Genomic DNA, 22,193 nt, shown 5'->3' with positions numbered 1-22,193 from the left:
CATGCACAGTACCAGGACACTTTCAGACCGCATTTTCCTTGTCATAAAGGGGCTTGCTATGGGTGCCGCCAATAAGGTGCCTGGGGTTTCTGGTGGCGTCGTGGCCTTTGTGGCCGGATTTTACGAAGAGTTTATTTATTCCCTTCAAAAAATAAACGGAAAAGCCTTTAAACTCTTAATCAACAAACGCTATAAGAGTTTTTACAACTATATCAATGGACGGTTTTTAGGGCTATTGTTTCTCGGGATGGTCGTCAGCTATTTTAGTGTTTCCAAACTCTTAGACTATTTTATAGTCCATTATGAACTCTATGTTTGGAGTCTCTTTTTTGGCATGATCATCGGCTCCATTTATTACATTCAGAAGGATTTTCACCATTGGCACACCAATACCATTTTGGCCCTCATTATTGGTATTGCCTTAGGACTAGGCATTAGTTTTTTGGATCCGGCTAAGGAAAATGATAATTTATTGTTCGTGTTTTTCTGTGGTATTATAAGCGTGTCAGGCATGACGCTTCCCGGTTTTTCTGGTTCCTTTATTTTGATTTTACTGGGCAACTATGTATTGCTTTTGGTAGACTCCGTAAATGCGCTTTTCGACACCTTTACAGACGTCATTAGTGGCGATTTTCATTTTATAAATGATCCGCATCGCCTTAAAATGTTGAAGATTTTAGTAGTATTCACTTTAGGTTCCATTACGGGACTGGTCACCTTTTCACATGCTTTAAATTTTATCATCAAGCATTATAAAAATATCACCACGGCCAGTATTATTGGGTTTATCACAGGATCCCTTGGTGTGGTATGGCCATGGAAAGAGACCCAATACAAGCAAGACATAAACGGTGATTTCCTTTTGGATTCTACTGGACAAAAAATTGTTGAAAACTACCAACGTTATATCCCCGAACTAAATTCCACAACTTATTTAGCGTTGTTATTTATAATTATTGGAATTCTTATAGTTTTGGGTTTGGATAAATACGGACAAAAAACACGTCGATCACATGCATAAATTAGGATTATTGGGCAGGAACATTTCCTATTCATTTTCAAAAGGATATTTCACTAAAAAATTTGAATCAGAAGGGCTTCCCTTTGTGTACGAGAATTTTGATTTGGAAAACATTTCTGAATTGAAAACCACCTTAGCCAACAATCCGAATTTAATTGGCTTTAACGTTACCATTCCCTACAAGGAACAAATCATGCCGCTTTTGGATTCATTGGACGACACAGCCCAAGAAATTGGAGCTGTAAATACCGTAAAACTTCAAAAGGACGGCTCCCTTAAAGGTTACAACACGGATTATTATGGCTTCCAAACTTCATTGGAGTCCTATTTAAAAGCGCATCATAAATCAGCTTTGATTTTGGGTACTGGAGGTGCTTCAAAAGCAGTAGCCTATGCTCTTAAAAATTTGGGTATTGCATTTGATTTTGTTTCCAGAACCCCTAAGGCAAATGTCAAATATACCTATGCTGATATCACTGAAGAACTCCTGAAGCACTACACAGTCATTGTAAACTGTACCCCTTTGGGCACCCACCCAAACGTGAACCAGTGCCCAGACATTCCATATGATGGTCTTACCCCAGAGCATCTGTTATACGACCTTATCTACAATCCAGAACACACCAAGTTTCTAACCTGTGGAGATATAAAAGGGGCCACCACCGTTAATGGCAGTAAAATGCTGGAACTTCAGGCCGAAAAGGCTTGGGAGATCTGGAATAAGCTTTAAAATCGATTAAAATCACGGCCGCTCTTTTTGTTATGTAAGCGCTTGTTAGTATATTAGCTTTCTAAGTATTTTCAACTAAAACATTGTAAAAATGTCAGAGAAAGATAACCTGCAGAATGCAGACGGAAACAACGAACAAAACTCTGCTGAGATCCAAGATCAAAGCAACACAACCAACGCTTCAAACCCTACAGAAAATGAGCAGCCAACTGTAGAAACCGAAACTACCGAAACAGAGACTGCGCAAAACACCAACCCAGCAGAAGAAAGTGCAGCGCCTAAAAAGGTGGATGCCCATGTAGAGGAAATTGACGAGTCCAACGCAGAAGATGCCGAAGACGAAGACAACAGCCAAAGACACACTGTAGAAAGTAAGGATTACCATGCCATGACCATGGGTCAGCTTGTTAAGGAACTTGACTATTTGCTCAAGCATCATAAAATACAGACTATCAAGTCGCAGGTGAATGATATCAAAACTGAGTTCAACGATAAATTCGGTGAACTTTTAGAAGAAAAAAAGGAAGAGTTCATTAACGATGGTGGCAATGAAATAGACTTCTATTTTATTACTCCAGAAAAGAAAGACTTCAATTCACTTTACAAAGAATACAAAAGCAACCTACACGCTTATTACAAAAGCTTAGAGCGCAATCTAAAAGACAATCTGGATAACCGCTTGCGCATTATTGAGGAAATTAAAGGCTTGATCAATGTTGAAGAAAACATCAACACAACTTACAAACACTTTAAAGAACTTCAGGAAGAATGGCGCAATGCCGGCCCTATTCCTAGAGATAAATACAACAATGCTTGGAACACCTATCACCACCATGTGGAAATATTTTATGATTTCCTTCATTTGAACCGCGATTTGCGCGACATGGATTTCAAGCACAACTTGGACCAAAAACTTAAAATTATTGAGCGTGCCGAAGAGCTAGCCCAAGACAACAATGTCAATAGAAGTTTTAGAGAGCTACAGGTACTTCACAAAATGTGGAAGGAAGATTTAGGACCTGTTGCCAAAGAATACCGTGAGGAAATCTGGGAACGTTTTAGCAACGCTACCAAAATTATCCACGATAAGCGTCAAGCCTATTATGCCGATTTGGACAAGGCCTATGAAGCTAATTTGGAACGCAAAGAAGAGATTATTTCCAAAATTGAAGCCATCAGCAAAGATATTGCAAAAACCCATCAAGCTTGGCAGAAAAAAATTAAGGAAGTTGAAGCGCTTAGACAAGACTTTTTTAATGCAGGAAAAGTACCGATTAAGGTAAATGAAGCCACTTGGGCCAAATTTAAGGGAGCCGTTAGAGCCTTCAATAAAAACAAAAACGCCTTTTATAAAAACCTTAAAAAGGAACAATACGATAACCTTCAGAAGAAATTGGATCTTATCCAAGTTGCTGAAGACAACAAGGACAGTGACGACTTTGAAACCATCACACCGTTGATGAAGAAAATCCAAAATGATTGGAAAAAAATCGGGCACGTTCCAAGAAAGGATAGTGATAAAATCTGGAAGCGTTTCAAGGCTGCCTGTAACGCTTATTTCGATCGTTTACATGCTGAAAAGAATGCTGCCAACAAAGAGCAGTTTGAAGCTTTCGACAAAAAGAATGAGCTACTTGACAGTTTAGGAAAAACAACCCTAAGCGGCAACGTAGAAGCAGACATTGAAACTATCAAGGAAAAAATAGCCGAATGGCAAGCCATAGGTCACGTACCGCACAACAAACGTTTTATTGAAGGGAAATTCAATAAAGCTCTAGATGAGTTGTTTGGTAAACTGGACATGGACCCTTCGGAAATTGAAATGATCAAGTTTGAAAACAAGCTGGAAACCCTTTCGCAACCAAATGACACAAGTCTTTTGGATAACGAGCACAACTTTATCCGTAAAAAAATTGATGAAGTTAAAGGTGAAATCAACCAGCTGGAAAACAATCTACTATTTTTCTCCAATGTCGATGATGACAACCCAATGGTAAAAGATGTTCTTAACAATATTGAGAACCATAAAGCGACCTTAAATACCTGGGAAGAAAAGCTGAAAAAGCTTAAGGAGATGTACTAAAAAATCAAATCCTATCTGTGGTTGCCCACAGATAGGATATTGACCCCTAACTAAACTAAATTTAATACCTTAAAATAAATCCGCTTATTTTATATTAAGGCTAACCTACTTATGATTATAAAACTATAATCATAGTTCTATATTACATATACGTAGCAACTCTTGTATTTGGATTATGTATTTTCAAAAAAAATCAAAAATTATTGATTTTTAGCTTCTTCCCAATACACATCCATTTCTTTAAGGGTCATATCCTCTAAAGATTTATTCAATTCCTTGGCTTTGGACTCCAAATATTTAAATCGGGAAATAAACTTTTTATTGGTGCGCTCCAGGGCATTTTCCGGGTTGATTTTTAAAAATCTAGCATAATTGATCATAGAAAAGAACACATCTCCCAATTCGTTTTCCATAGCTTCCACATCTCCCTTCTTCACTTCTTCCTGAAGTTCCTGTAACTCTTCCTCTACCTTTTCCCAAACCTGATGTGGTTCTTCCCAATCAAATCCTACACCAGCCACCTTATCCTGTATACGACTAGCCTTTACCATGGCAGGTAAACTTCTAGGCACACCTTCCAAAACACTTTTCTTTCCTTCCTTAAGCTTTAATTGCTCCCAGTTGCGCTTTACATCTTCCTCATCATTCACGGTTACATCTCCATAAATATGTGGATGACGATCGATCAACTTATCACAAATACTATTACAAACATCTGCAATATCGAAAGCCTGAGTTTCACTTCCTATTTTGGAATAAAACACAATGTGCAAAAGTACATCACCCAATTCCTTTTTGATTTCTTCCAAATCATTGTCAAGGATGGCGTCTCCAAGTTCATAAACTTCTTCTATGGTAAGGTGCCTTAGGGATTCCATGGTTTGCTTTCGGTCCCAAGGACATTGCTCTCGCAACTCATCCATGATTACCAACAAACGCTCAAAGGCTTTAAGCTGTACTGTTTTATCTGTCATAACTTGAGGTAAGAATTTTAATGACTCAAAAGTACAACTATTTGCGTTTACCCAAAGACAAAGTGTGTCTTTAGGTAAACGCATTGGGATAGTTTTATTCTTCTTCTGAAGCAGCTTCGGCTTCTGCAACTGCTTTTGAAGTTTCTTCAACGGCAGCTAACAAATCATTGTTTTGTAGCAAGTTGTACCATTGAATAATTTTCTTGATATCGCTAGCATATACGCGATCCTCATCATAATCTGGAAGGATTCCAAAGAAATACTCCTCTAAAGCTTCCTTACTGTCTTTATGGCTAACGGAAGTTACTTTTCCCTCTTCCTTCTCCATAATTTTTTCAAACACCTTGAACAATGGCAACTCCTCTGTCAAAGTATAAACTGCAATCTCGCTCAATACACTAATGTTGTTGTGTACGTTTACAGAGATACGCTTTTTATCGATAAGGGACTCGGCAATAATACCACTCCTTGTTTGTGTCACTATCTTGAATAATCCTGGCTTTCCTGAAATTGAAAGAATTTTATCTAATCCCATAAATTGTATTAACTTTTTTATAATTCGGTGGCAAATATAATTTTTTGCCTATGCTCTTTTAACTCTTAGCGTTTCTTTTTTAAAAGTGGGAAACGCATTCTATAATCCACTCTAATTTTTCCTTTGGCAATATTGGCAAGCTTTCCTTTGATCAAACGCTTTTTTAGCGACGAAAGCTTGTCTGTAAACAACACGCCATCAATATGGTCATACTCATGTTGAATCACCCGAGCAATCAACCCGTCAAACTCCTCTACTTTCGTTTCAAAATTCTCGTCTTGGTATTGCACTTTGATTTTTGGCTTTCTGAACACGTCCTCACGCACATCAGGAATGCTTAAACAACCTTCGTTGAATCCCCACTCTTCTCCTTCTTCTTCCAAAATTTCGGCATTGATAAAAGTGCGCTTGAAGTTTTTCAATTGCTCCTGTTCTTCTGAAGTAAATGATTCATCTTCTGCAAAAGGCTCCGTATCTACAATAAACAAACGGATAGGCAAGCCAATTTGTGGTGCTGCCAAACCAACGCCGTACGCGCCATACATGGTTTCGTACATATTTTCTATAAGCGTGTCTAATTGTGGATAATCCTTGGTGATGTTATCTCCTTTTTTTCTCAGGACTGGGTCACCGTAAGCAACAATTGGTAAAATCATAAGTAATTTATTTTCGGATGCAAAAATACAACTATTAGTGCGTTTTTGAAATTTTAGAAAGGTTTTTAATTGTCTTGGAATCTTCCAAATTAGCCAGGGTTCCTATGATTTGGAATACAGATAACTCTGTAAAATTATCGTAGCACTAATTTCGTCTATCAAGGCTTTGTTTTGGCGCTGTTTCTTTTTTAGACCGCTATCAATCATGGTCTGAAAAGCCATTTTGGAAGTAAAGCGTTCATCCACTCTTTCAATAGGCATATTTGGGAACCGCTCTGCCAACTTTTTCAAAAACGGTTGAATGGCCGCCTCGCTTTGGGAAGGTTCATCGTTCAATCGCTTAGGCTCTCCCACCACAATGCACACCACATGTTCCTTGGAAAGATAGTCTTCCAAAAATGGCAACAATTCCTTTGTGGCAACTGTGGTAAGCCCTGAGGCGATGATCTGCAACTCATCGGTTACAGCCAAACCTGTCCGCTTGGTTCCAAAATCAATGGCTAAAATTCTTCCGTTCATGCCACAAAAATACCATTTTAAAATCCATATTTTCTAAAGGCTTTGCCAATTTTCTCCTAAATCCCCATTATTTGGACATCTCCTTTTTAAGTAAAAATTATCGGCTTATCTTTGCATGAATTTTGAAATGACAACAATGAACGAATTACAACAGATTATTGAAAACGCTTGGGAAGACAGAGCTTTGTTGACAGAGCAATCTACCATTGACAGCATTAGAAAAGTGATCACTTTACTTGACTCTGGAGAGTTGAGAGTTGCCGAACCAACTGCCGACGGATGGCAGGTAAACGAATGGGTAAAGAAAGCCGTAGTGCTTTATTTCCCTATCCAAAAAATGGAAACTTTGGAAGTAGGCATTTTTGAATTCCACGATAAAATTCCATTGAAGAAGGGCTATGCAGAAAAAGGAATTAGAGTAGTTCCTCACGCTGTTGCACGTCATGGAGCTTACATTTCTGGAGGTACTATTTTAATGCCTAGTTATGTAAATATTGGAGCTTACGTAGACGAAGGAACGATGGTAGACACTTGGGCTACTGTAGGAAGCTGTGCTCAAATTGGTAAAAACGTACACTTATCTGGTGGTGTTGGAATTGGTGGAGTTTTAGAACCTCTTCAAGCTGCTCCAGTAATTATTGAAGACAATGCCTTTATCGGTTCTCGTTGTATCGTTGTAGAAGGTGTTCGCGTTGAAAAAGAAGCGGTATTGGGTGCAAATGTGTGCTTGACGGCTTCTACAAAAATTATCGATGTAACCGGAGACGAGCCTATTGAAATGAAAGGTGTGGTTCCTGCAAGATCTGTAGTGATCCCTGGAAGTTACACTAAGAAATTCGCTGCTGGTGAATTCCAAGTACCATGTGCCTTGATTATTGGAAAACGTAAAGAAAGTACCGATAAAAAGACTTCTTTAAACAATGCGTTGCGCGAGTACGATGTAGCGGTGTAATCACATATATTTTCACAAACACTCTTACTCTAAGGGTGTTTGTGATTTTTCACCTTACCCATATTTAACCAAACCGACTTCCTTAAACGTGAAAATACTTATTATTCAAAAGAAAATGATTGGTGACGTGCTCGCAACAAGTATTTTGTTTGAGGCCCTCAAAAAGAAATACCCAAAGAGCGAACTGCACTACGTCATCAACAGCAACACCTATCCCGTTGTAGAGAACAATCCTTTTATTGATCGATTTTTATTTGTAACACCAGAAATAAAATCGAGTAAATTGAAGTTCTTGAACTTTCTGAAAGTCATCAAAAAAGAAGAGTATGACATCGTCGTTGATGTATACAGCAAGTTTACCAGTGGATTGATGGCCGCCTTCTCAGGTGCCGAAATGAAGATTTCTCAACATAAATCCTACACCTCATACATCTACACCCACACGTTTGAGAACAAAAAAGTACCTGCTACCAATGCAGGACTTGCTATAGAAAACAGACTGCAGCTATTAAAACCCATTTCTGAATCCCTTTCAGAAACCATTATCAAACCTAAAATTTACCTGACCGATAGTGAAAGAGCTTTGGCCAAGGAACGATTGCTAAATGCTGGCATCAATTTAGAACAACCACTTTTTATGATCGGTGTTTTGGGGAGTGCCAACACCAAAACCTATCCCTTGCCTCATATGGCCAAACTTATTGATGCCATAGTTGCCAAAACGCAAGGACAGATTCTATTCAATTACATTCCGAATCAAATTACGGAAGCCAAGACCATATACAATTTCTGTAATAAGACTACTAAAAAACACATCCTCTTCGATGTTTTTGGTGAAAGTATTCGGGAATTTTTGGCATTGACCAGCCACTGTTCGGCATTGATTGGTAATGAAGGTGGCGCAGTAAATATGGCCAAGGCACTTAAGGTGCCAACATTCACAATTTTTTCTCCATGGATCAAAAAAGAAGCTTGGAACATGTTTGAAAATGGGACCACCAATGTGTCGGTACACCTTAAGGATGAAAAGCCCGAACTTTACGAAGGGAAATCCTTAAGCGACATGAAAGACGATGTGTTTGCCCTTTACGAAGCCTTTCCTCCTGAATTGATTTTACCAAAACTGGAGCACTATCTCGAGCAGTTTTAAACCGGCTTTTGGATACCGAAATCGGTCCAAGCGCGTTTCTCTTTTTTGGTCGTGGCTCGAATAGCTAAATTCTTATCGATAGATTCTTGATTTTTATACCCTCTTGGATGATCCAAGTGCAAACAGATGGCACTATACCTAATTTGCTTCGACTTTATTCCATAATTGAATAAGCGTTCCCCCAACTCTCTATCCTGACCTCCATACTGCATGCGCTCATCAAAACCATTGACTGCCAATATATCTTCTTTCCACCCAGAAGCATTGTGCCCGTTCCAACTGGCATTGGTAGGCGTCATGGCATTCAGCAATTTGCTTTTGAAACCAGAAGCCGTCAACTTATTGTTTTTAAAGGACACCTTTAGACCATGCTCTTTGAGCCAGTTCACTCTAAAGCATCTTTGGGAAATGATATCCTCTTTTGAAATCACTTCCGAAATGGGCATAGGCAACATAAAGTACCCTCCTGATAGGAAAAACCCTGGTTCACGATAGTCCATATGCACCTGTACAAAATCTTCCCTCGCAATACAATCGCCATCACTCATCAAAATATAATCGGCCTTACATTTTAAAATAGCCTTGTTCAGGATTTGCGATTTCTGGAACCCATTGTCCTCATGCCATACATGAATTATTGGAAAATCGACCTCGGCTCTCATACGGTCCAACAAATCGAAAGTAGGCTGTTTTGACCCATCATCGGCAATCACAATTTCAAATTGCTTATAGGTTTGCGCCGCATAGCTCCAAAGCACTTTTTCCAACCACGCTTCGGAATTATAGGTGCTGATAATTATTGAAATTTTTGGTTTACTCATCTCTTTGCTGTTCTATTCCGTAGGCCGTAACGGTAGATTTTGTTTTTTTGGTCTGCTTTCTAATGGCTTTGTTTTGGTTCAAAGCTTCTTCATTTTTGTAGGGTCTTTCGTGATAAAGGTGCACACAAATCACACTGTATCTCGCCTGAATGAACTTCAAGCCTTTGTTCATCAATCGCTCCCCTATTTCACGATCTTCACCTCCATAGCCCATGCGTTCATCAAAACCGTTTACATCTAAAACATCTTGTTTCCAAGTAGATACATTCATTCCGTCGAAGGTAGCTTTGGTAGGTGTAAAAGTATTTAAAAACCATGATTTTACCCCAAAGGAGGTCAATTTATTTAGCTTAAAGGTCTTTTCAAGCCCAAGCTCCAACAACCATTTGGCATCGAAACAATGCTGACTTTCCACATCTTTTTTGGTAATATCCTTAGAAATTTGTTTCGGCAACTTGAAATACCCTCCGGAAATCACGCAGTTAGACTGCTGTAGTCGTAAATGCGTTTCCACAAAATCATTTCTTGGAATACAGTCACCATCAGTAAAGATCAAATATTCGGCATTGGCCAACCTAATGGCCTTATTCAAAATTTTGGTCTTTTGAAACCCATTGTCCTCTTGCCAAACATGGATAATGTTAAGTGATGGATTAGCTGTAAAGCCATCTATTAAGTCCTTGGTTTCTTTAGAAGAGCCATCATCTGCAATGAGGATTTCAAAATTGGGTTCGGTTTGAACTTCATATCCCCACAACACTTTTTGCAACCATTCCGGTTGGTTGTATGTACTGATGATTACAGTGGCCTTTGGTGTTTCCATTAGTGCAAAAATACTATTTTTACATCCAATTTGGTGACCATGCTCAAACTATCAGGGGTAATTATTACCTATAACGAAGAACGAAACATTGAACGCTGTCTACAATCATTGGTAGGTATTGTGGATGAAATTGTGGTGGTTGATTCATTTTCAACCGATAACACCAAAGCCATCTGCGAGAAGTACAAGGTCACCTTTATTGAACAGCAATTCTTGGGATATATAGAACAAAAAAACTTTGCCCTTCAACAGGCATCCCATGATTATATTGTCTCCTTAGATGGTGACGAAGCCCTTTCGGAAACCTTACGAGACACTATTTTAAAGCTAAAAGACAATTGGCAATGGGATGGGTATTACTGCAACCGTTTCAATAATTTCTGTGGACAGTGGATCAAGCATTCCGATTGGTATCCCAACAGAAAACTAAGAGTTTTTGATCGTAGAAAAGCGTCTTGGAAAGGGATCAATCCGCATGACAATGTGGTCTTGCACGACCCCAAAGCAAAAACGGGGCAATTAAAAGGCGATTTACTACACTGGACCTATCAAACCTATTCAGAATTCAACCAAAAAACAGAATACTTTTCAAGTATTGCCGCCAAAGCCTATTTTGATTTGGGCAAAAAAGCCAGCTTATGGAAAATAGTCTTCAACCCGACATGGGCCTTTTTTAAATCCTATGTGCTAAGATTAGGTTTTTTGGATGGTTTAAACGGCTTGGTTATTTGTATTCAAACAGCCAACATCACGTTTTTAAAGTATACAAAACTACGGGAATTGTACAAAAATCAGGATTAGCGCTTTTTCTTCCTCCAAAAAAAGTACTTCTTCTTGAAGGCTTCCTTCTTCTTGAAACCAGAGGAAAACTTCTTTGAAAAAAAATACATCTTTTCTTTGATTTCTTCCTTAGGCGCCCCTATCAATGTGGCATATTCGTCGCTAATAATGTCCAACATATAATCTTTGGGAGACAAACGCGCAAAATTGTTCAAACGCATATCCAAATCCATCTTTTCAAAGCGCATTCTGTTCAAGTCTACCAAATAAAACTGGTATTCACCTTCCACTTGCTTTATCAATGTATTTCCAGGGGAATGATCCAAAAAGTGCACCCCCTTTTCGTGAAGTTCAAAAGTAAACTTTGTGAATTCTCTCAAAATACGTTCGTAATCCTCACACATGGGTTCATCAATAAGTTTCCTAATCGTGAAATCGTATTCCAGTTGCTTACTAATGTAATAGCTCTCCTTAAAAAATAAGGGTGTTTTGTGCTCTACATAGGCCACGGCATCTGGGGTACCAATGCCCATCCCCTGCAATTTACTAGCGTATTCAAACGAACGTTGGGCCTTGCTTTTTCTAAAAAAATTGTAGACAATCTTGTTGATTAAATTAGGCACCTTAAACGACTTCACATTACAATGAATGCCATTTATATCTAAGGTTTTAATCACATTTCTATATCCTGTCCCAATTAATTCCCCTGAAGAATCAAAACGCTGCAAGGCCTCTTCAAGCATTGGTTTGGATATATTTACATTTTTATCGATGACAATTTTTGTAGGCATTTTAACTATATTTCGCGCTACAAAAGTAGCCTTTTCATCACAGTTAACACAGCCCAACCCAAATCGAATGAATATTTTACATTATTTTTGCTCACGAATACACCCTGAATGATGTTTAAACACTACCTCATAACTAGATTTAACCTTAAAAATCCTAGTTGGAATACCACAAAAAATAATGAAACCCTCCTTACCGACGAATGGATGGAACATAGAATTTGGTTATTTGAAAACTTTTGCCTTCCAAGTATTTTGGCGCAAAGCAATCAAAATTTTAAGTGGCTTATTTTCTTCGATAGTTCAACATCAGATAAATTCAAGGAACAGATCCATGAGCTTTTGAAAGGGCATGATATCATTCTACCTTTTTTTATTGATGGTATGGCAAGTTTTCACCCATCCATCATGGATTTTATCACAAAGGATGCCAGTAAACATGACTATATTATCACCTCTAGAATAGATAATGACGATTGCATCAGTAAGCATTACATAGATACCGTTCAGAAACAATTCAACCAACAAAGCTTTTTGGCTATTGATATTGTGAAAGGTTATTCGCTTCAAATATCTCCTGAGGTCATGTTGGGCAAAAAAGAACACGTATTCAATCCTTTTATCAGTCTTATTGAAAAGAAGGAGAATTTCAAGACGGTTTGGCAAAGTGACCACAATATGTGGAAAACGGAGAACCGCATAGTTAAAGTGACCAAAGAGCGCTTGTGGATGTCCATAATCCACGAAAAAAACAAAGTGAACATGTTTGATGGCTACGATGCCGTGGATTGGAATGCCATAAAATCTGATTTTGTAGTTTCAAAGGAGATAGACACTTTTGTAAGCCAAAATCTAATCCCTGAAAAGGAATGGAAGACACTTAGTTTGAAAAACAAACTTTATGTGAAGTACGTACTACTGAGCAAAACGCTAAAAAAAGGACTGGGGATTTATAAATTGAAAAAATAATGAGATTAATACAGTTTACAGCATCGAACGGATGGAGAGGACATGAGCAGAAAATTATTTATCTCTATGAAGCTTTCAAAAAATACGGATATGTAGAAGACCAATGGATCATGTGCCCAGAAGATTCTGAGGTTTACAGAGTGGCTTCTAGCAAAAACATGCAAATCATCCCTTATAACTACAAAAAGGAATATGATCTTGGCCTAGCCAAAGACATCAAACGTATTTGCGAAAAACACCGAGTAGATGTCATGCTGATCCATAGTAGTAAGGCACACACTTTGGCGGTAATGTCTAAATTATTCTATAGGCTTGAAACCTCTTTGGTGCTATGCAGAACCCTCATAAAACGTGTGGACACCAATGTTCTAAGAAAGTGGAAATACAATTATGATGGGATCGAAAAAATCATCTGCGTGTCGCAACCGGTGGTTGAATCCTTAAAACCTGCCGTAAAAAACCATGATAAATTTTGTGTTGTGGGTAGTGTCACCGATATAGAGAAATTCCCAAAACAAGCCCCTATAGGTATTTTACATGAGGAGTTCAATATTCCAAAAGACTTAAAAATCATAGGAAACATTGCTGAATTTACAGGCTTTAAAGACCACTACACTTGGGTTGATACGGTTGAAATTTTAGTCAACCGAAACAACATCAAAGCAAAATATATCTTGGTAGGAAAAGGAAGCTTGGAAGAAGACATTAGAAATTATGTCGCCCAAAAAGGATTGAGCGAGCACATCATTTTTGCTGGTTTTAGAAAGGACATCCCCAACATTTTGCCGGAATTCAATTTATTCATGTTCACCTCCAACAACGAACCTACGGGGGGTGTTCTATTGGAATCCTATGCCTGCAAAGTACCGATTGTTGCCGCCAAGGCCGGGGGCATTCCTGAAGTTATTGTTGATGGCGAAACAGGGTTGTTGGCCGAAGTTGGCAACCCAACCGATTTTGCAGATAAAGTAGAACAATTATTGGCCGATGAAGCACTTCAAAAGAAATTGACGGGCAACGGCTATCAGTTTTTGGTTGAAAATTTCACCAAGGAAATCATTGCAAAAAAGTTTTATGAAGAACTCAAAGCAACTATGAAGTCATAGAATCTTCTGGAAGCTTTATTTTTTCGCCCAACTTATGGTTCAAGTGTTCAACGGTTAATCTTTTATAACCGCCCCAAGGGAAAAAGGTCAATTCACCAAAATAGATTTTGTTCTTTACCGAGTATAAATCCACTCTAATAAATACAAATTCTTCCGATAGTTTTTCGGCCACCTCAATCATTTCGTCAAGGTTGTCTGGACGTTTGACCTCCTTGGACAAATAGTTGGAAGTATTGGTATCTGGACTTATTTTCTTCCAGTTCAAATCGTAGTAACAGTTGCGGTACTTCCCATCCACAAAGGTTTTCACCCAAATGCATTCTACCTTTCCGTGAATACAGAAAAACTTATAATCGATAATATTGTCACTGTCCAATTGGTCTAAATAGTGCTCTGCTACAATTCTAGGTTGCACATCTTTATAAACACGCTCAAAATACTTGTGGTAATAATTTTTGCCCAAAAAGCCCTGCAACTCCTCTTTGGTCTTGTCCCAATCTACTTGTGATTTGTCCTTGACAATAATATTATACCCCGAACCATGGGTACCCTTCAAGACAAACTTTTCCGGCATGTCCTGTAAATCCTTGGTTTCAGGATTGTCATATACATCTACCAAATCTATTAAGTATTCTTTGCCAACTTTTTCCTCTACATACTTTCTAACCTCATATTTATCCACAAAATTTCCGTAAGATTCGTCATAGAGGTTGAACTTTAACCACTGAAGTTTCTCAACAAATTCCTTAGGATTATGCAGGTCAAGCTCCCTATTGTTTTTCAACTTATAGGAGGCTTTTGCAAAGCCAACTTCATTTCCTGTTGACTTGTGGTAATTTGTTAGTAGGCGATAGTATTTTTTTCTAAAAAAGTTCATGTTTGAAATTTTAGGGCGGACAAAAATAGTAATTCAAATAGGATTATCTTTGCTTTTTAAGTTCTTATTATGAATAGTATAACAAAAAATTATTAAGGAATATATTGCATATCAAAGCGGCCATTGGTAATGTGAACCGTCTCACAGTTTTCTGTTACTGTTGAAAATTCAAATGTGCCAGAGATGATATAATTTGTTTGGTCTATTTTAGAGAATTTAACAAAACCCTCATAGGTGTTTTCAAAATCATAGTAACACATAGCTGGACCATCATCATCTTCTGTAAATCGAGCTTCTCCTATTAAGGAATATTCAGTATTAACATTAGGATCAGAAACAATCATATAAATACCCCCTCCTCCAAATTGTATAAAACCTCCTTGATAAATAGCCGTCATATTAAGCAGCCCCTCAATAGCCATTGGTTCCCCATTCACCAAACAGCCAAAGGTATTCTCCCCAGTTTGTGTGGCTGGTGGCAGTTGGTCTATCGGGTTTTGTGAGGCGTTGTCATCGTCGTTGTTGCAGCTCAACAGCGCAAAAAATAGAGCGAATAGAATAAAGAAGTTTCTTTTCATGAGGTGGTTGGTTTTTGTTTTAAAGATAATATTCTCAATGGGTTTTCTTACACTTTTTTTGATTTTAGAGGGTTTCCAGTACGTCGACAAGCGCTGTGTGACTGGCAGGAATTGTTTGCTCTAGTTGGTATCTTATTAAAAAAACACTTAATCAAATATCATAAAACTGAAATGTATCCAGAGCACTTGGAAGAATGTCGAGAAATTAAGCTTAATTTTGCACAAAACCTGTTCAACTATTTGAATTTATAATGCATAAGGAAGTCAAAAAAGCCTTTGAAACTTTAAAAGAAGGCGGAACCATCCTCTACCCCACCGATACGGTTTGGGGCATTGGTTGTGACGCCTCCAACCCTGAGGCCGTCCAAAAAGTGTATGAGCTAAAACAACGCAGCGATTCCAAAGCCTTAATTTGCTTGGTCGCCGATGAGCGAATGCTCAAAAAATACGTCAAAGACATCCCTGCTGCGGCCCCTGACTTCTTTGACATTCCCGGCCAACCCATCACCATAATTTATGACGGACCACAAAACTTGGCACCTAATCTCGTGGGCAGCGACGACACCATTGCCATCAGGATTCCAGACAACGACTTCTGTTTTCAGTTGCTGAGAAAGTTTAACGGTGCCATTGTATCAACCTCAGCCAATATCAGTGGGCAACCTACCCCAACTTCCTTCGAAGAAATCTCCGAGGAGATTTTAAAAGGTGTGGACTATGTTGTAAATTTGCCCAGCGAAAAATCAAAAACAAAACCGTCCTCTATCATTAAGCTTGGTAAAGATGGTGAAGTTAAAATTATAAGGAAGTAATCTCCTAAATTTCAATCGATCAATTTCAAACAAAGTCTAGAAATTGAAGTTTTGAAAACTGGCATTTCATTGATGAATTACAAAGAAGCACTCAAGCACCCCCTATTTAAAATTGTATCTCAAGCGGCACAAGAACTTAACATCGATGCCTATGTTATTGGCGGCTATGTAAGAGACTATATTTTAGAACGAGATTCTAAAAAAGATATTGACATTGTAGCCATTGGAAGCGGTATTGCATTGGCCAAACAAGTCTCCAAATTATTGCCCAACAATCCCAAAGTTCAAGTTTTTAAAACCTACGGAACAGCCATGTTGCGTTATGAGGATATTGAAGTTGAATTTGTTGGTGCCCGCAAGGAAAGCTACCAAGAACACAGCCGCAACCCTATTGTGGAAGATGGCACTTTGGAAGACGATCAAAACCGAAGAGATTTCACCATTAATGCCTTGGCTCTAAATTTGTCCGAGAATGGTTTTGGAGATTTGTTAGACCCTTTTAATGGTCTGAAGGACATGGAAGCCAAAATTATCCGCACACCTTTAGACCCAGACATCACCTATAGCGACGATCCGTTACGTATGATGCGCGCCATTAGGTTTGCAACGCAATTAGGCTTCAAAATTGAAAAAGAGTCTTTGGAGGCAATTAGCCGAAACAATGAACGGATTAACATCATTACCAAAGAGCGCATTGTAACGGAACTGAATAAAATTCTGGAAAGCGAAAAACCTTCCATTGGATTCCTTCTTTTGGAAAAAACAGGGTTGCTCAATTATATCCTTCCAGAACTCACGGCTCTAAAAGGCATTGATGAAGTGGAAGGCCAAAGACACAAGGACAACTTTTACCACACCTTGGAAGTGGTCGACAACATTTCTTTAAACACAGATAATGTTTGGTTGCGTTGGGCAGCCTTGCTGCACGATATAGGTAAGGCACCTACCAAACGCTTTAGCAAAAAGGTAGGCTGGACTTTCCACGGCCATGAGTTTGAAGGCTCCAAAATGGTGTTCCATTTGTTCAAAAGGCTCAAAATGCCAATGAATGATAAAATGAAATTTGTTCAAAAGATGGTGTTTATGAGCTCCCGCCCTATCATTTTGGCCAGCGATATTGTAACCGATTCCGCGGTAAGACGCTTGGTGTTTGATGCAGGCGATTATGTGGAAGATTTGATGACGCTTTGTGAAGCCGATATCACTACCAAAAACCCAAAACGCTTTAAAAAATACCATAACAACTTTAAGATTGTAAGGCAAAAAATGGTGGAAGTTGAAGAACGCGACCATGTAAGGAACTTCCAACCACCCATTTCGGGAGAAGAAATCATGAAAACCTTCAACCTAAAACCTTCTAAAGAAATTGGTATCATAAAAGAAACTATCAAAGAAGCCATTTTGGAAGGTGACATTCCTAATGAGCACGAAGCAGCTTACCAATTGATGCTAAAAGAAGGGGAAAGATTGGGCCTTAAAGCTGTTGTGACCAAAGATCAAATTTCCAAAAAACAGTAAACACTCATACCGTGGCAAACGCAACTAAAGACAACAAAAAGGTCATCTATTGGTTACTCACAGGATGCTTTCTTATTTTCATCATGGTAATTGTTGGAGGTATCACCCGACTTACAGACTCCGGACTTTCAATTTCAAACTATAAATTAATTACCGGAACCATTCCTCCAATTGGTGAAGCAGAATGGCAGGAAGCTTTTGAGCTCTACCAACAGCATCCAGAATTTAAACATTACAATTCGCATTTCACTTTAGACGATTTTAAAAGTATTTACTTCTGGGAATGGCTGCACCGCCTGATCGGTAGAGTGATCGGTTTGGTATTTTTCTTCCCGTTTGTGTATTTTTTAGTAACCAAACAACTTACCAAATCCACGATAAAAAAGAGTATTGTCCTAATGGGACTAGGCGCTTTTCAAGGTTTTTTGGGCTGGTACATGGTAAAAAGCGGATTGGTAGATATGCCGGATGTTAGCCATTTTAGATTGGCCGCTCACCTTACAACCGCATTTTTAACTTTTGCAGCCACACTATGGGTGGCACTGGATTTAATTTACCCAGAACGCAAACCTGCCAACATTAAATTTAGAAATATCACGATTGTCGCATACATCGCTTTAATAATTCAGATAATTTACGGGGCCTTTGTTGCTGGACTAAAAGCAGGTTTAGTACATAATCACTGGCCTTTAATGAATGAAGGCAAATTTATTCACCAGTCGGCTTATATTGTAGAACCTTTTTATAAAAACTGGATAGAAAACCCTAGCGGCATACAGTTTATACATCGTACATTTGCCTATATCGTGGTTGTTTTAATTGTGACACTTTGGAATAGAGCCAGAAAAACGGCCCTAAAAGTACAACAAAAACAGGGTGTTAACTTACTTGTAGTATTGGTTGGAGTTCAATTTTTACTTGGAGTTTTAACCTTACTATTTTATGTCCCAATCTGGTTGGGCGTACTACACCAAGTAGGTGCTTTTTTGCTATTAAGCACCATGACTTTTACGCTACACAGATTCACCAAATAACCGAAAATAGATTACATTTGTAACATGATTTACAGATTTAGAATAATACTAGACAACGATACAGAAGATGATGTATTTCGCGATTTGGAGATTCGCGAAACAGATACTTTAGAAGACCTTCACAATGCCATCACCCAATCTTTTGGTTTTGATGGAAACGAAATGGCATCCTTTTATTTAAGTGATGATACTTGGGAACAAGGAGAAGAAATTTCATTGTTCGATATGAGTGATGGGATGAATTCTGTACGGTTGATGAACGAAACCAGTATCAACGATATTGCCGATGAAAAACAAACGAAATTAATCTACGTGTATGACTTTTTGAGCATGTGGACCTTTTTTGTGGAATTGGCCGAGATTGTTGAAGAAGCCGAAGGCATGGATTATCCTAATTTAATGTTCGTTCATGGGCAAATCCCTGACCAAGCTCCTGAAAAAGCCTTTGAAGCCGATGACATGATGGACGACTTCAATGAATTTGATGATGATCTGGATCTGGATGACTATGACAGTTTGGACTTCGACGAAAACTGGAACTAAAAAACGCTAAAAGAAATTTTTCATATTCATGCCTTGGTAATTTCGCCTCACGAAATCCAGGGCATTTTTCATTATAGCCCCCATCGTTTCACTACGTCTAAATTCCACATCCAACGTATATTTATAAATAGCTTCCCCCAACTGTTGGACGTGCGCAGGAATGGATATGGTGTCTGCCTCCATGCACTCCAAAAGTTCCGAAATTCTATCATGATAACTAATCATACGTCGAGCCACAATTGAGCGTTCTTCAACTTTGTACTGTTCTATAGATTCGTTTTGGATTTTCTCCCGTACCAATTCCACCATTTTAAAATTCTCCTTAAAAAACTGTGGCCTGTAAACATTAAATTTCCCTTCGTAACACTGCTGGTCAAAATCTATCGCCCGAATTCTATAAACCACATGATCAAAATCGTGGGTGGGTACAATAACATAATTGTAGGAACGCATATCTCCCAACAATCTAATCATACAGCGCTCATTGAACTTAACAAACTCTTTAGCAATCTGTGATTTCTCGGAATGGGAACACTCGGGCAGCATATTTTTGATGAATTCGTCCCCAGGAATCCCCGCAATATGCTCTTCAATAAGTGTATTCTTGTATACCAAAAAATTCAGACTGTAAGGCGATAGCATATGCTCAAATTCCAAACCGTACACTCTGGAAGCATCAGCCTTTTTGACATAGAAATGAGTGTAATTATCATTAAGTACATTTCTAACCTTCACCCTAAATGGCTTGGAATTCCCGAATGTACAATAGTCAATAGCATCTACATTAAGGTACTTGAAGATGTTTTCATTTCCATCGGAAATAAGGATGGAATACACCCGCTTTAAACTTAAATCTATTTCTTCGCGCTCATAATCGTTGTAATAAACACGTACCCAAAGGGTGTCTTCGCCATGGGCATCATACACCACTATTGAACCTTGAAACCGAAGCAAATCCTCATAAAAAATAGGCAAACGTATATTGCGGTTATACTCTTGCAAATAATTGTGTAACTTACTGCCTATTGGGAAGGAAGGCTTTTTTTTGGATATTTTTAAATCGTCCATAATGATAAAAGTAGTCTAATTTAAGGCTTTTATAAATACCTTGTAACAAAAGCCAACAATGCTCGTCATATTTTTAACCATTCAATTTCAAAAACTTTGGAACCAATCCTTACGATCACCAATCTCACCAAAAAATTTGGCTATTTAACAGCCGTACAAGATTTAAGTTTTACTATCAATAAAGGAAATGTTTATGGCATTTTGGGCCCAAACGGAAGTGGAAAATCTACCACTTTGGGCATTGTTTTAAACGTAGTCAACAAAACCTCGGGAAACTTTCATTGGTTTGACGGCAACATTAGCACACATAATGCCCTAAAAAAAGTGGGCGCCATCATTGAACGTCCAAATTTCTACCCTTATATGACTGCTTACCAAAATTTGAAATTGGTCTGTAAAATAAAAGAGGTCCCTTTTGAAAAAATTGAGGAAAAACTGGAAATTGTAGGCTTGTTGGATAGAAAGGATCACAAGTTTCGCACCTATTCCTTAGGAATGAAACAGCGTTTGGCCATTGCTTCTGCCTTGTTGAACGATCCTGAAATTCTCATCTTGGACGAGCCAACCAATGGTCTCGATCCACAGGGAATCCATCAAATTAGGGAAATCATCAAAAGTATTGCCGCTAATGGCACTACCATCTTATTGGCCTCCCACCTATTAGATGAAGTTGAAAAAGTATGTTCGCACGTGGTTGTGCTTAGAAAAGGTGTTAAATTATATTCCGGGCGTGTGGATGAGATGATCAATAGTTATGGTTTCTTTCAGCTTAAAGCCACAGAGCAATCACAGCTATTGAACATTTTGGAAACCAATCCGACCTTCGGAAAAATTACCACAGAAAATGATCTGATCACGGCTTTTTTAAATGAGCCTATGGATGCCTCCGCTCTCAATAAACTCATGTTTGAAAAAGGCATCACCCTATCGCATTTGGTAAAACGTAAGGAAAGCCTAGAAGAACAGTTCCTACAACTTACCGACAACAAATAAATCAGCAACCAATACCCTCCCTATGTTACGTCTTTTAAATCTGGAACTACAAAAATTATTGTTGAACAACGTAAGTAAAGTTCTGATATTTATTTCCTTTATTTTACCCTTTACCGTATTGATTTTGTCATCGATTAAAATCAATTTTTTCAACTTGTTCACTTTGGAATTGGGAGAATTAGGTGTCTTCAATTTTCCTATTATATGGCATATCACTACTTTTTTTGCCTCACAGTTCAAGTTTTTCTTTGCTATAGTAGTGGTGAGTATGATTGGGAATGAATACAGCAACAAAACGCTCAAACAAAACCTAATAGACGGACTCAGTAAAAAGGAATTTATCCTATCTAAATTCTATACTATTGTATTCTTTTCTTTATTGGCAACCCTGTTGATAGGCTTTGCTTCTTTTTGCATTGGCATGTATTACTCCAGTTATAAAGAAGCTGCTATCATCTTTAGGGAAACTAACTTTTTATTGGCCTATTTTGTAAAATTGGTTGGCTTTTTCAGTTTGTGTCTCTTTTTTGGAATGCTTGTAAAACGATCGGCTTTTGCCTTAGCCTTCCTATTTATTTTGTTTATTGCAGAATGGATTATCTATGGTTTATTGGCTTGGCAAACCAATGCAGAACTTGCTGAAAAGATTCAAAATTTCTTCCCATTAAAATCCATGTACAAACTCATTGATCAACCTTTTCAACGTATCATAATGACCAAGTTTCCTGAAAAAATGGATTTGGCTTACGACTATGCAGTACATTGGTATGAAATTGTTATTGTTTTGGGTTGGACAGCCATATTTGTCATTTTATCCTACAAATTATTAAAAAATCGAGATTTATAATATATTTGATAGCCAG

24 protein-coding genes are annotated in these 22,193 nt (G+C 38.2%); 14 read left to right on the top strand and 10 right to left on the bottom strand.

Annotated features, from left to right (window positions below):
- Nucleotide 1: 1 nt before the first annotated feature.
- The 3 genes from BKM32_RS13695 (at nt 2) to BKM32_RS13685 (ending at nt 3,834) form a co-directional block, all read left to right on the top strand.
- The gene (locus BKM32_RS13695) at nt 2-1,021 is read left to right on the top strand and encodes a DUF368 domain-containing protein (RefSeq protein ID WP_076664328.1); all 1,020 of its coding nucleotides are present in this window, start codon (nt 2-4) and stop codon (nt 1,019-1,021) included.
- On the top strand, nt 1,014-1,751 hold the full coding sequence (locus tag BKM32_RS13690; RefSeq protein WP_076664326.1) for a shikimate dehydrogenase: 738 nt from the start codon (nt 1,014-1,016) through the stop codon (nt 1,749-1,751). The genes BKM32_RS13695 and BKM32_RS13690 overlap by 8 nt, the downstream gene beginning before the upstream one ends.
- A 91-nt stretch (nt 1,752-1,842) precedes the next feature.
- Nucleotides 1,843-3,834 carry a DUF349 domain-containing protein gene (locus tag BKM32_RS13685; protein WP_076664324.1) on the top strand — a complete coding sequence of 664 codons (1,992 nt, stop codon included), beginning with the start codon at nt 1,843-1,845 and terminating at the stop codon, nt 3,832-3,834.
- Between the two features lie 200 nt (nt 3,835-4,034).
- On the opposite strand, the gene mazG is transcribed toward BKM32_RS13685, so the two are convergent.
- The 4 genes from mazG to ruvX form a co-directional block, all read right to left on the bottom strand.
- Nucleotides 4,035-4,808 carry a nucleoside triphosphate pyrophosphohydrolase gene (gene mazG, locus BKM32_RS13680; RefSeq protein WP_076664323.1) on the bottom strand — a complete coding sequence of 258 codons (774 nt, stop codon included), beginning with the start codon at nt 4,806-4,808 and terminating at the stop codon, nt 4,035-4,037.
- A gap of 94 nt (nt 4,809-4,902) precedes the next feature.
- Nucleotides 4,903-5,343, bottom strand: a complete 441-nt coding sequence (locus BKM32_RS13675) for a DUF5606 domain-containing protein (RefSeq protein ID WP_076664322.1) — start codon at nt 5,341-5,343, stop codon at nt 4,903-4,905.
- Between the two features lie 65 nt (nt 5,344-5,408).
- Complete coding sequence (gene def / locus BKM32_RS13670; protein WP_076664320.1) at nt 5,409-5,999, bottom strand: peptide deformylase; 591 nt, start codon at nt 5,997-5,999, stop codon at nt 5,409-5,411.
- A gap of 102 nt (nt 6,000-6,101) precedes the next feature.
- Nucleotides 6,102-6,518, bottom strand: a complete 417-nt coding sequence (ruvX, locus tag BKM32_RS13665) for a Holliday junction resolvase RuvX (protein WP_076664318.1) — start codon at nt 6,516-6,518, stop codon at nt 6,102-6,104.
- Nucleotides 6,519-6,654: 136 nt separating this feature from the next.
- Here ruvX and BKM32_RS13660 point away from each other — a divergent pair, with 136 nt between their 5' ends.
- Together BKM32_RS13660 and BKM32_RS13655 are read left to right on the top strand one after the other, a co-directional pair.
- Nucleotides 6,655-7,470 (top strand): 2,3,4,5-tetrahydropyridine-2,6-dicarboxylate N-succinyltransferase, encoded by an 816-nt coding sequence (locus BKM32_RS13660; protein ID WP_076664476.1) that lies wholly within the window; start codon nt 6,655-6,657, stop codon nt 7,468-7,470.
- 88 nt (nt 7,471-7,558) lie between these two features.
- Nucleotides 7,559-8,620, top strand: a complete 1,062-nt coding sequence (locus BKM32_RS13655; RefSeq protein ID WP_076664316.1) for a glycosyltransferase family 9 protein — start codon at nt 7,559-7,561, stop codon at nt 8,618-8,620.
- Here BKM32_RS13655 and BKM32_RS13650 read toward each other — a convergent pair.
- Both BKM32_RS13650 and BKM32_RS13645 read right to left on the bottom strand, forming a co-directional pair.
- Nucleotides 8,617-9,441 (bottom strand): glycosyltransferase family 2 protein, encoded by an 825-nt coding sequence (locus tag BKM32_RS13650; protein ID WP_076664315.1) that lies wholly within the window; start codon nt 9,439-9,441, stop codon nt 8,617-8,619. The two genes, BKM32_RS13655 and BKM32_RS13650, sit on opposite strands and share 4 nt — an antisense overlap.
- The gene (locus BKM32_RS13645) at nt 9,434-10,264 is read right to left on the bottom strand and encodes a glycosyltransferase family 2 protein (RefSeq protein WP_076664313.1); all 831 of its coding nucleotides are present in this window, start codon (nt 10,262-10,264) and stop codon (nt 9,434-9,436) included. Before BKM32_RS13645 ends, BKM32_RS13650 begins: the two co-directional genes overlap by 8 nt.
- Before the next feature lie 39 nt (nt 10,265-10,303).
- Here BKM32_RS13645 and BKM32_RS13640 point away from each other — a divergent pair, with 39 nt between their 5' ends.
- A complete protein-coding gene (locus tag BKM32_RS13640) occupies nt 10,304-11,065 on the top strand; it encodes a glycosyltransferase family 2 protein (protein WP_076664311.1) in 762 nt (253 codons plus the stop codon).
- Here BKM32_RS13640 and BKM32_RS13635 read toward each other — a convergent pair.
- Nucleotides 11,062-11,835: a lipopolysaccharide kinase InaA family protein gene (locus BKM32_RS13635; protein WP_123812123.1), complete on the bottom strand. Its 774-nt coding sequence runs from the start codon at nt 11,833-11,835 to the stop codon at nt 11,062-11,064. The two genes, BKM32_RS13640 and BKM32_RS13635, sit on opposite strands and share 4 nt — an antisense overlap.
- A gap of 108 nt (nt 11,836-11,943) precedes the next feature.
- Here BKM32_RS13635 and BKM32_RS13630 point away from each other — a divergent pair, with 108 nt between their 5' ends.
- The gene (locus BKM32_RS13630; RefSeq protein WP_083702191.1) at nt 11,944-12,801 is read left to right on the top strand and encodes a glycosyltransferase; all 858 of its coding nucleotides are present in this window, start codon (nt 11,944-11,946) and stop codon (nt 12,799-12,801) included.
- The gene (locus BKM32_RS13625; protein WP_076664307.1) at nt 12,801-13,907 is read left to right on the top strand and encodes a glycosyltransferase family 4 protein; all 1,107 of its coding nucleotides are present in this window, start codon (nt 12,801-12,803) and stop codon (nt 13,905-13,907) included. Before BKM32_RS13630 ends, BKM32_RS13625 begins: the two co-directional genes overlap by 1 nt.
- Here the strand turns inward: BKM32_RS13625 and BKM32_RS13620 are convergent.
- Nucleotides 13,894-14,784 (bottom strand): ATP-grasp fold amidoligase family protein, encoded by an 891-nt coding sequence (locus BKM32_RS13620; RefSeq protein ID WP_076664305.1) that lies wholly within the window; start codon nt 14,782-14,784, stop codon nt 13,894-13,896. The two genes, BKM32_RS13625 and BKM32_RS13620, sit on opposite strands and share 14 nt — an antisense overlap.
- A gap of 92 nt (nt 14,785-14,876) precedes the next feature.
- Nucleotides 14,877-15,362 (bottom strand): hypothetical protein, encoded by a 486-nt coding sequence (locus BKM32_RS13615; RefSeq protein ID WP_076664303.1) that lies wholly within the window; start codon nt 15,360-15,362, stop codon nt 14,877-14,879.
- 251 nt (nt 15,363-15,613) lie between these two features.
- On the opposite strand from BKM32_RS13615, the gene BKM32_RS13605 reads away from it, so the two are divergent.
- The 4 genes from BKM32_RS13605 to BKM32_RS13590 all read left to right on the top strand — a co-directional run bounded on the left by BKM32_RS13605 (nt 15,614) and on the right by BKM32_RS13590 (nt 19,269).
- Nucleotides 15,614-16,174, top strand: coding sequence for an L-threonylcarbamoyladenylate synthase (locus BKM32_RS13605; protein ID WP_076664299.1), 561 nt, complete (start codon nt 15,614-15,616; stop codon nt 16,172-16,174).
- A 72-nt stretch (nt 16,175-16,246) separates the two neighbouring features.
- Nucleotides 16,247-17,692, top strand: a complete 1,446-nt coding sequence (locus BKM32_RS13600) for a CCA tRNA nucleotidyltransferase (protein ID WP_076664297.1) — start codon at nt 16,247-16,249, stop codon at nt 17,690-17,692.
- 83 nt (nt 17,693-17,775) lie between these two features.
- Nucleotides 17,776-18,726, top strand: a complete 951-nt coding sequence (locus BKM32_RS13595) for a COX15/CtaA family protein (RefSeq protein WP_083702190.1) — start codon at nt 17,776-17,778, stop codon at nt 18,724-18,726.
- A 24-nt stretch (nt 18,727-18,750) separates the two neighbouring features.
- Entirely contained in the window at nt 18,751-19,269 is a 519-nt protein-coding gene (locus BKM32_RS13590) for a hypothetical protein (RefSeq protein ID WP_076664293.1), read from the top strand.
- A gap of 6 nt (nt 19,270-19,275) precedes the next feature.
- On the opposite strand, the gene BKM32_RS13585 is transcribed toward BKM32_RS13590, so the two are convergent.
- Nucleotides 19,276-20,340, bottom strand: coding sequence for a hypothetical protein (locus BKM32_RS13585; protein WP_216349602.1), 1,065 nt, complete (start codon nt 20,338-20,340; stop codon nt 19,276-19,278).
- Between the two features lie 93 nt (nt 20,341-20,433).
- Between BKM32_RS13585 and BKM32_RS13580 the strand changes: the two genes are divergently transcribed.
- Together BKM32_RS13580 and BKM32_RS13575 are read left to right on the top strand one after the other, a co-directional pair.
- Entirely contained in the window at nt 20,434-21,330 is an 897-nt protein-coding gene (locus BKM32_RS13580; protein ID WP_076664289.1) for an ABC transporter ATP-binding protein, read from the top strand.
- A 22-nt stretch (nt 21,331-21,352) separates the two neighbouring features.
- Entirely contained in the window at nt 21,353-22,177 is an 825-nt protein-coding gene (locus BKM32_RS13575) for an ABC transporter permease subunit (RefSeq protein ID WP_076664287.1), read from the top strand.
- The last annotated feature ends 16 nt before the right edge of the window (nt 22,178-22,193 follow it).

Source organism: Mangrovimonas sp. DI 80 (genome assembly GCF_001975575.1).
Taxonomy (GTDB): Bacteria; Bacteroidota; Bacteroidia; order Flavobacteriales; family Flavobacteriaceae; genus Mangrovimonas_A; species Mangrovimonas_A xylaniphaga.
The sequence above is the reverse complement of the archived record's forward strand: the minus strand, read 5'-3'. Positions and strand labels throughout refer to the sequence as shown.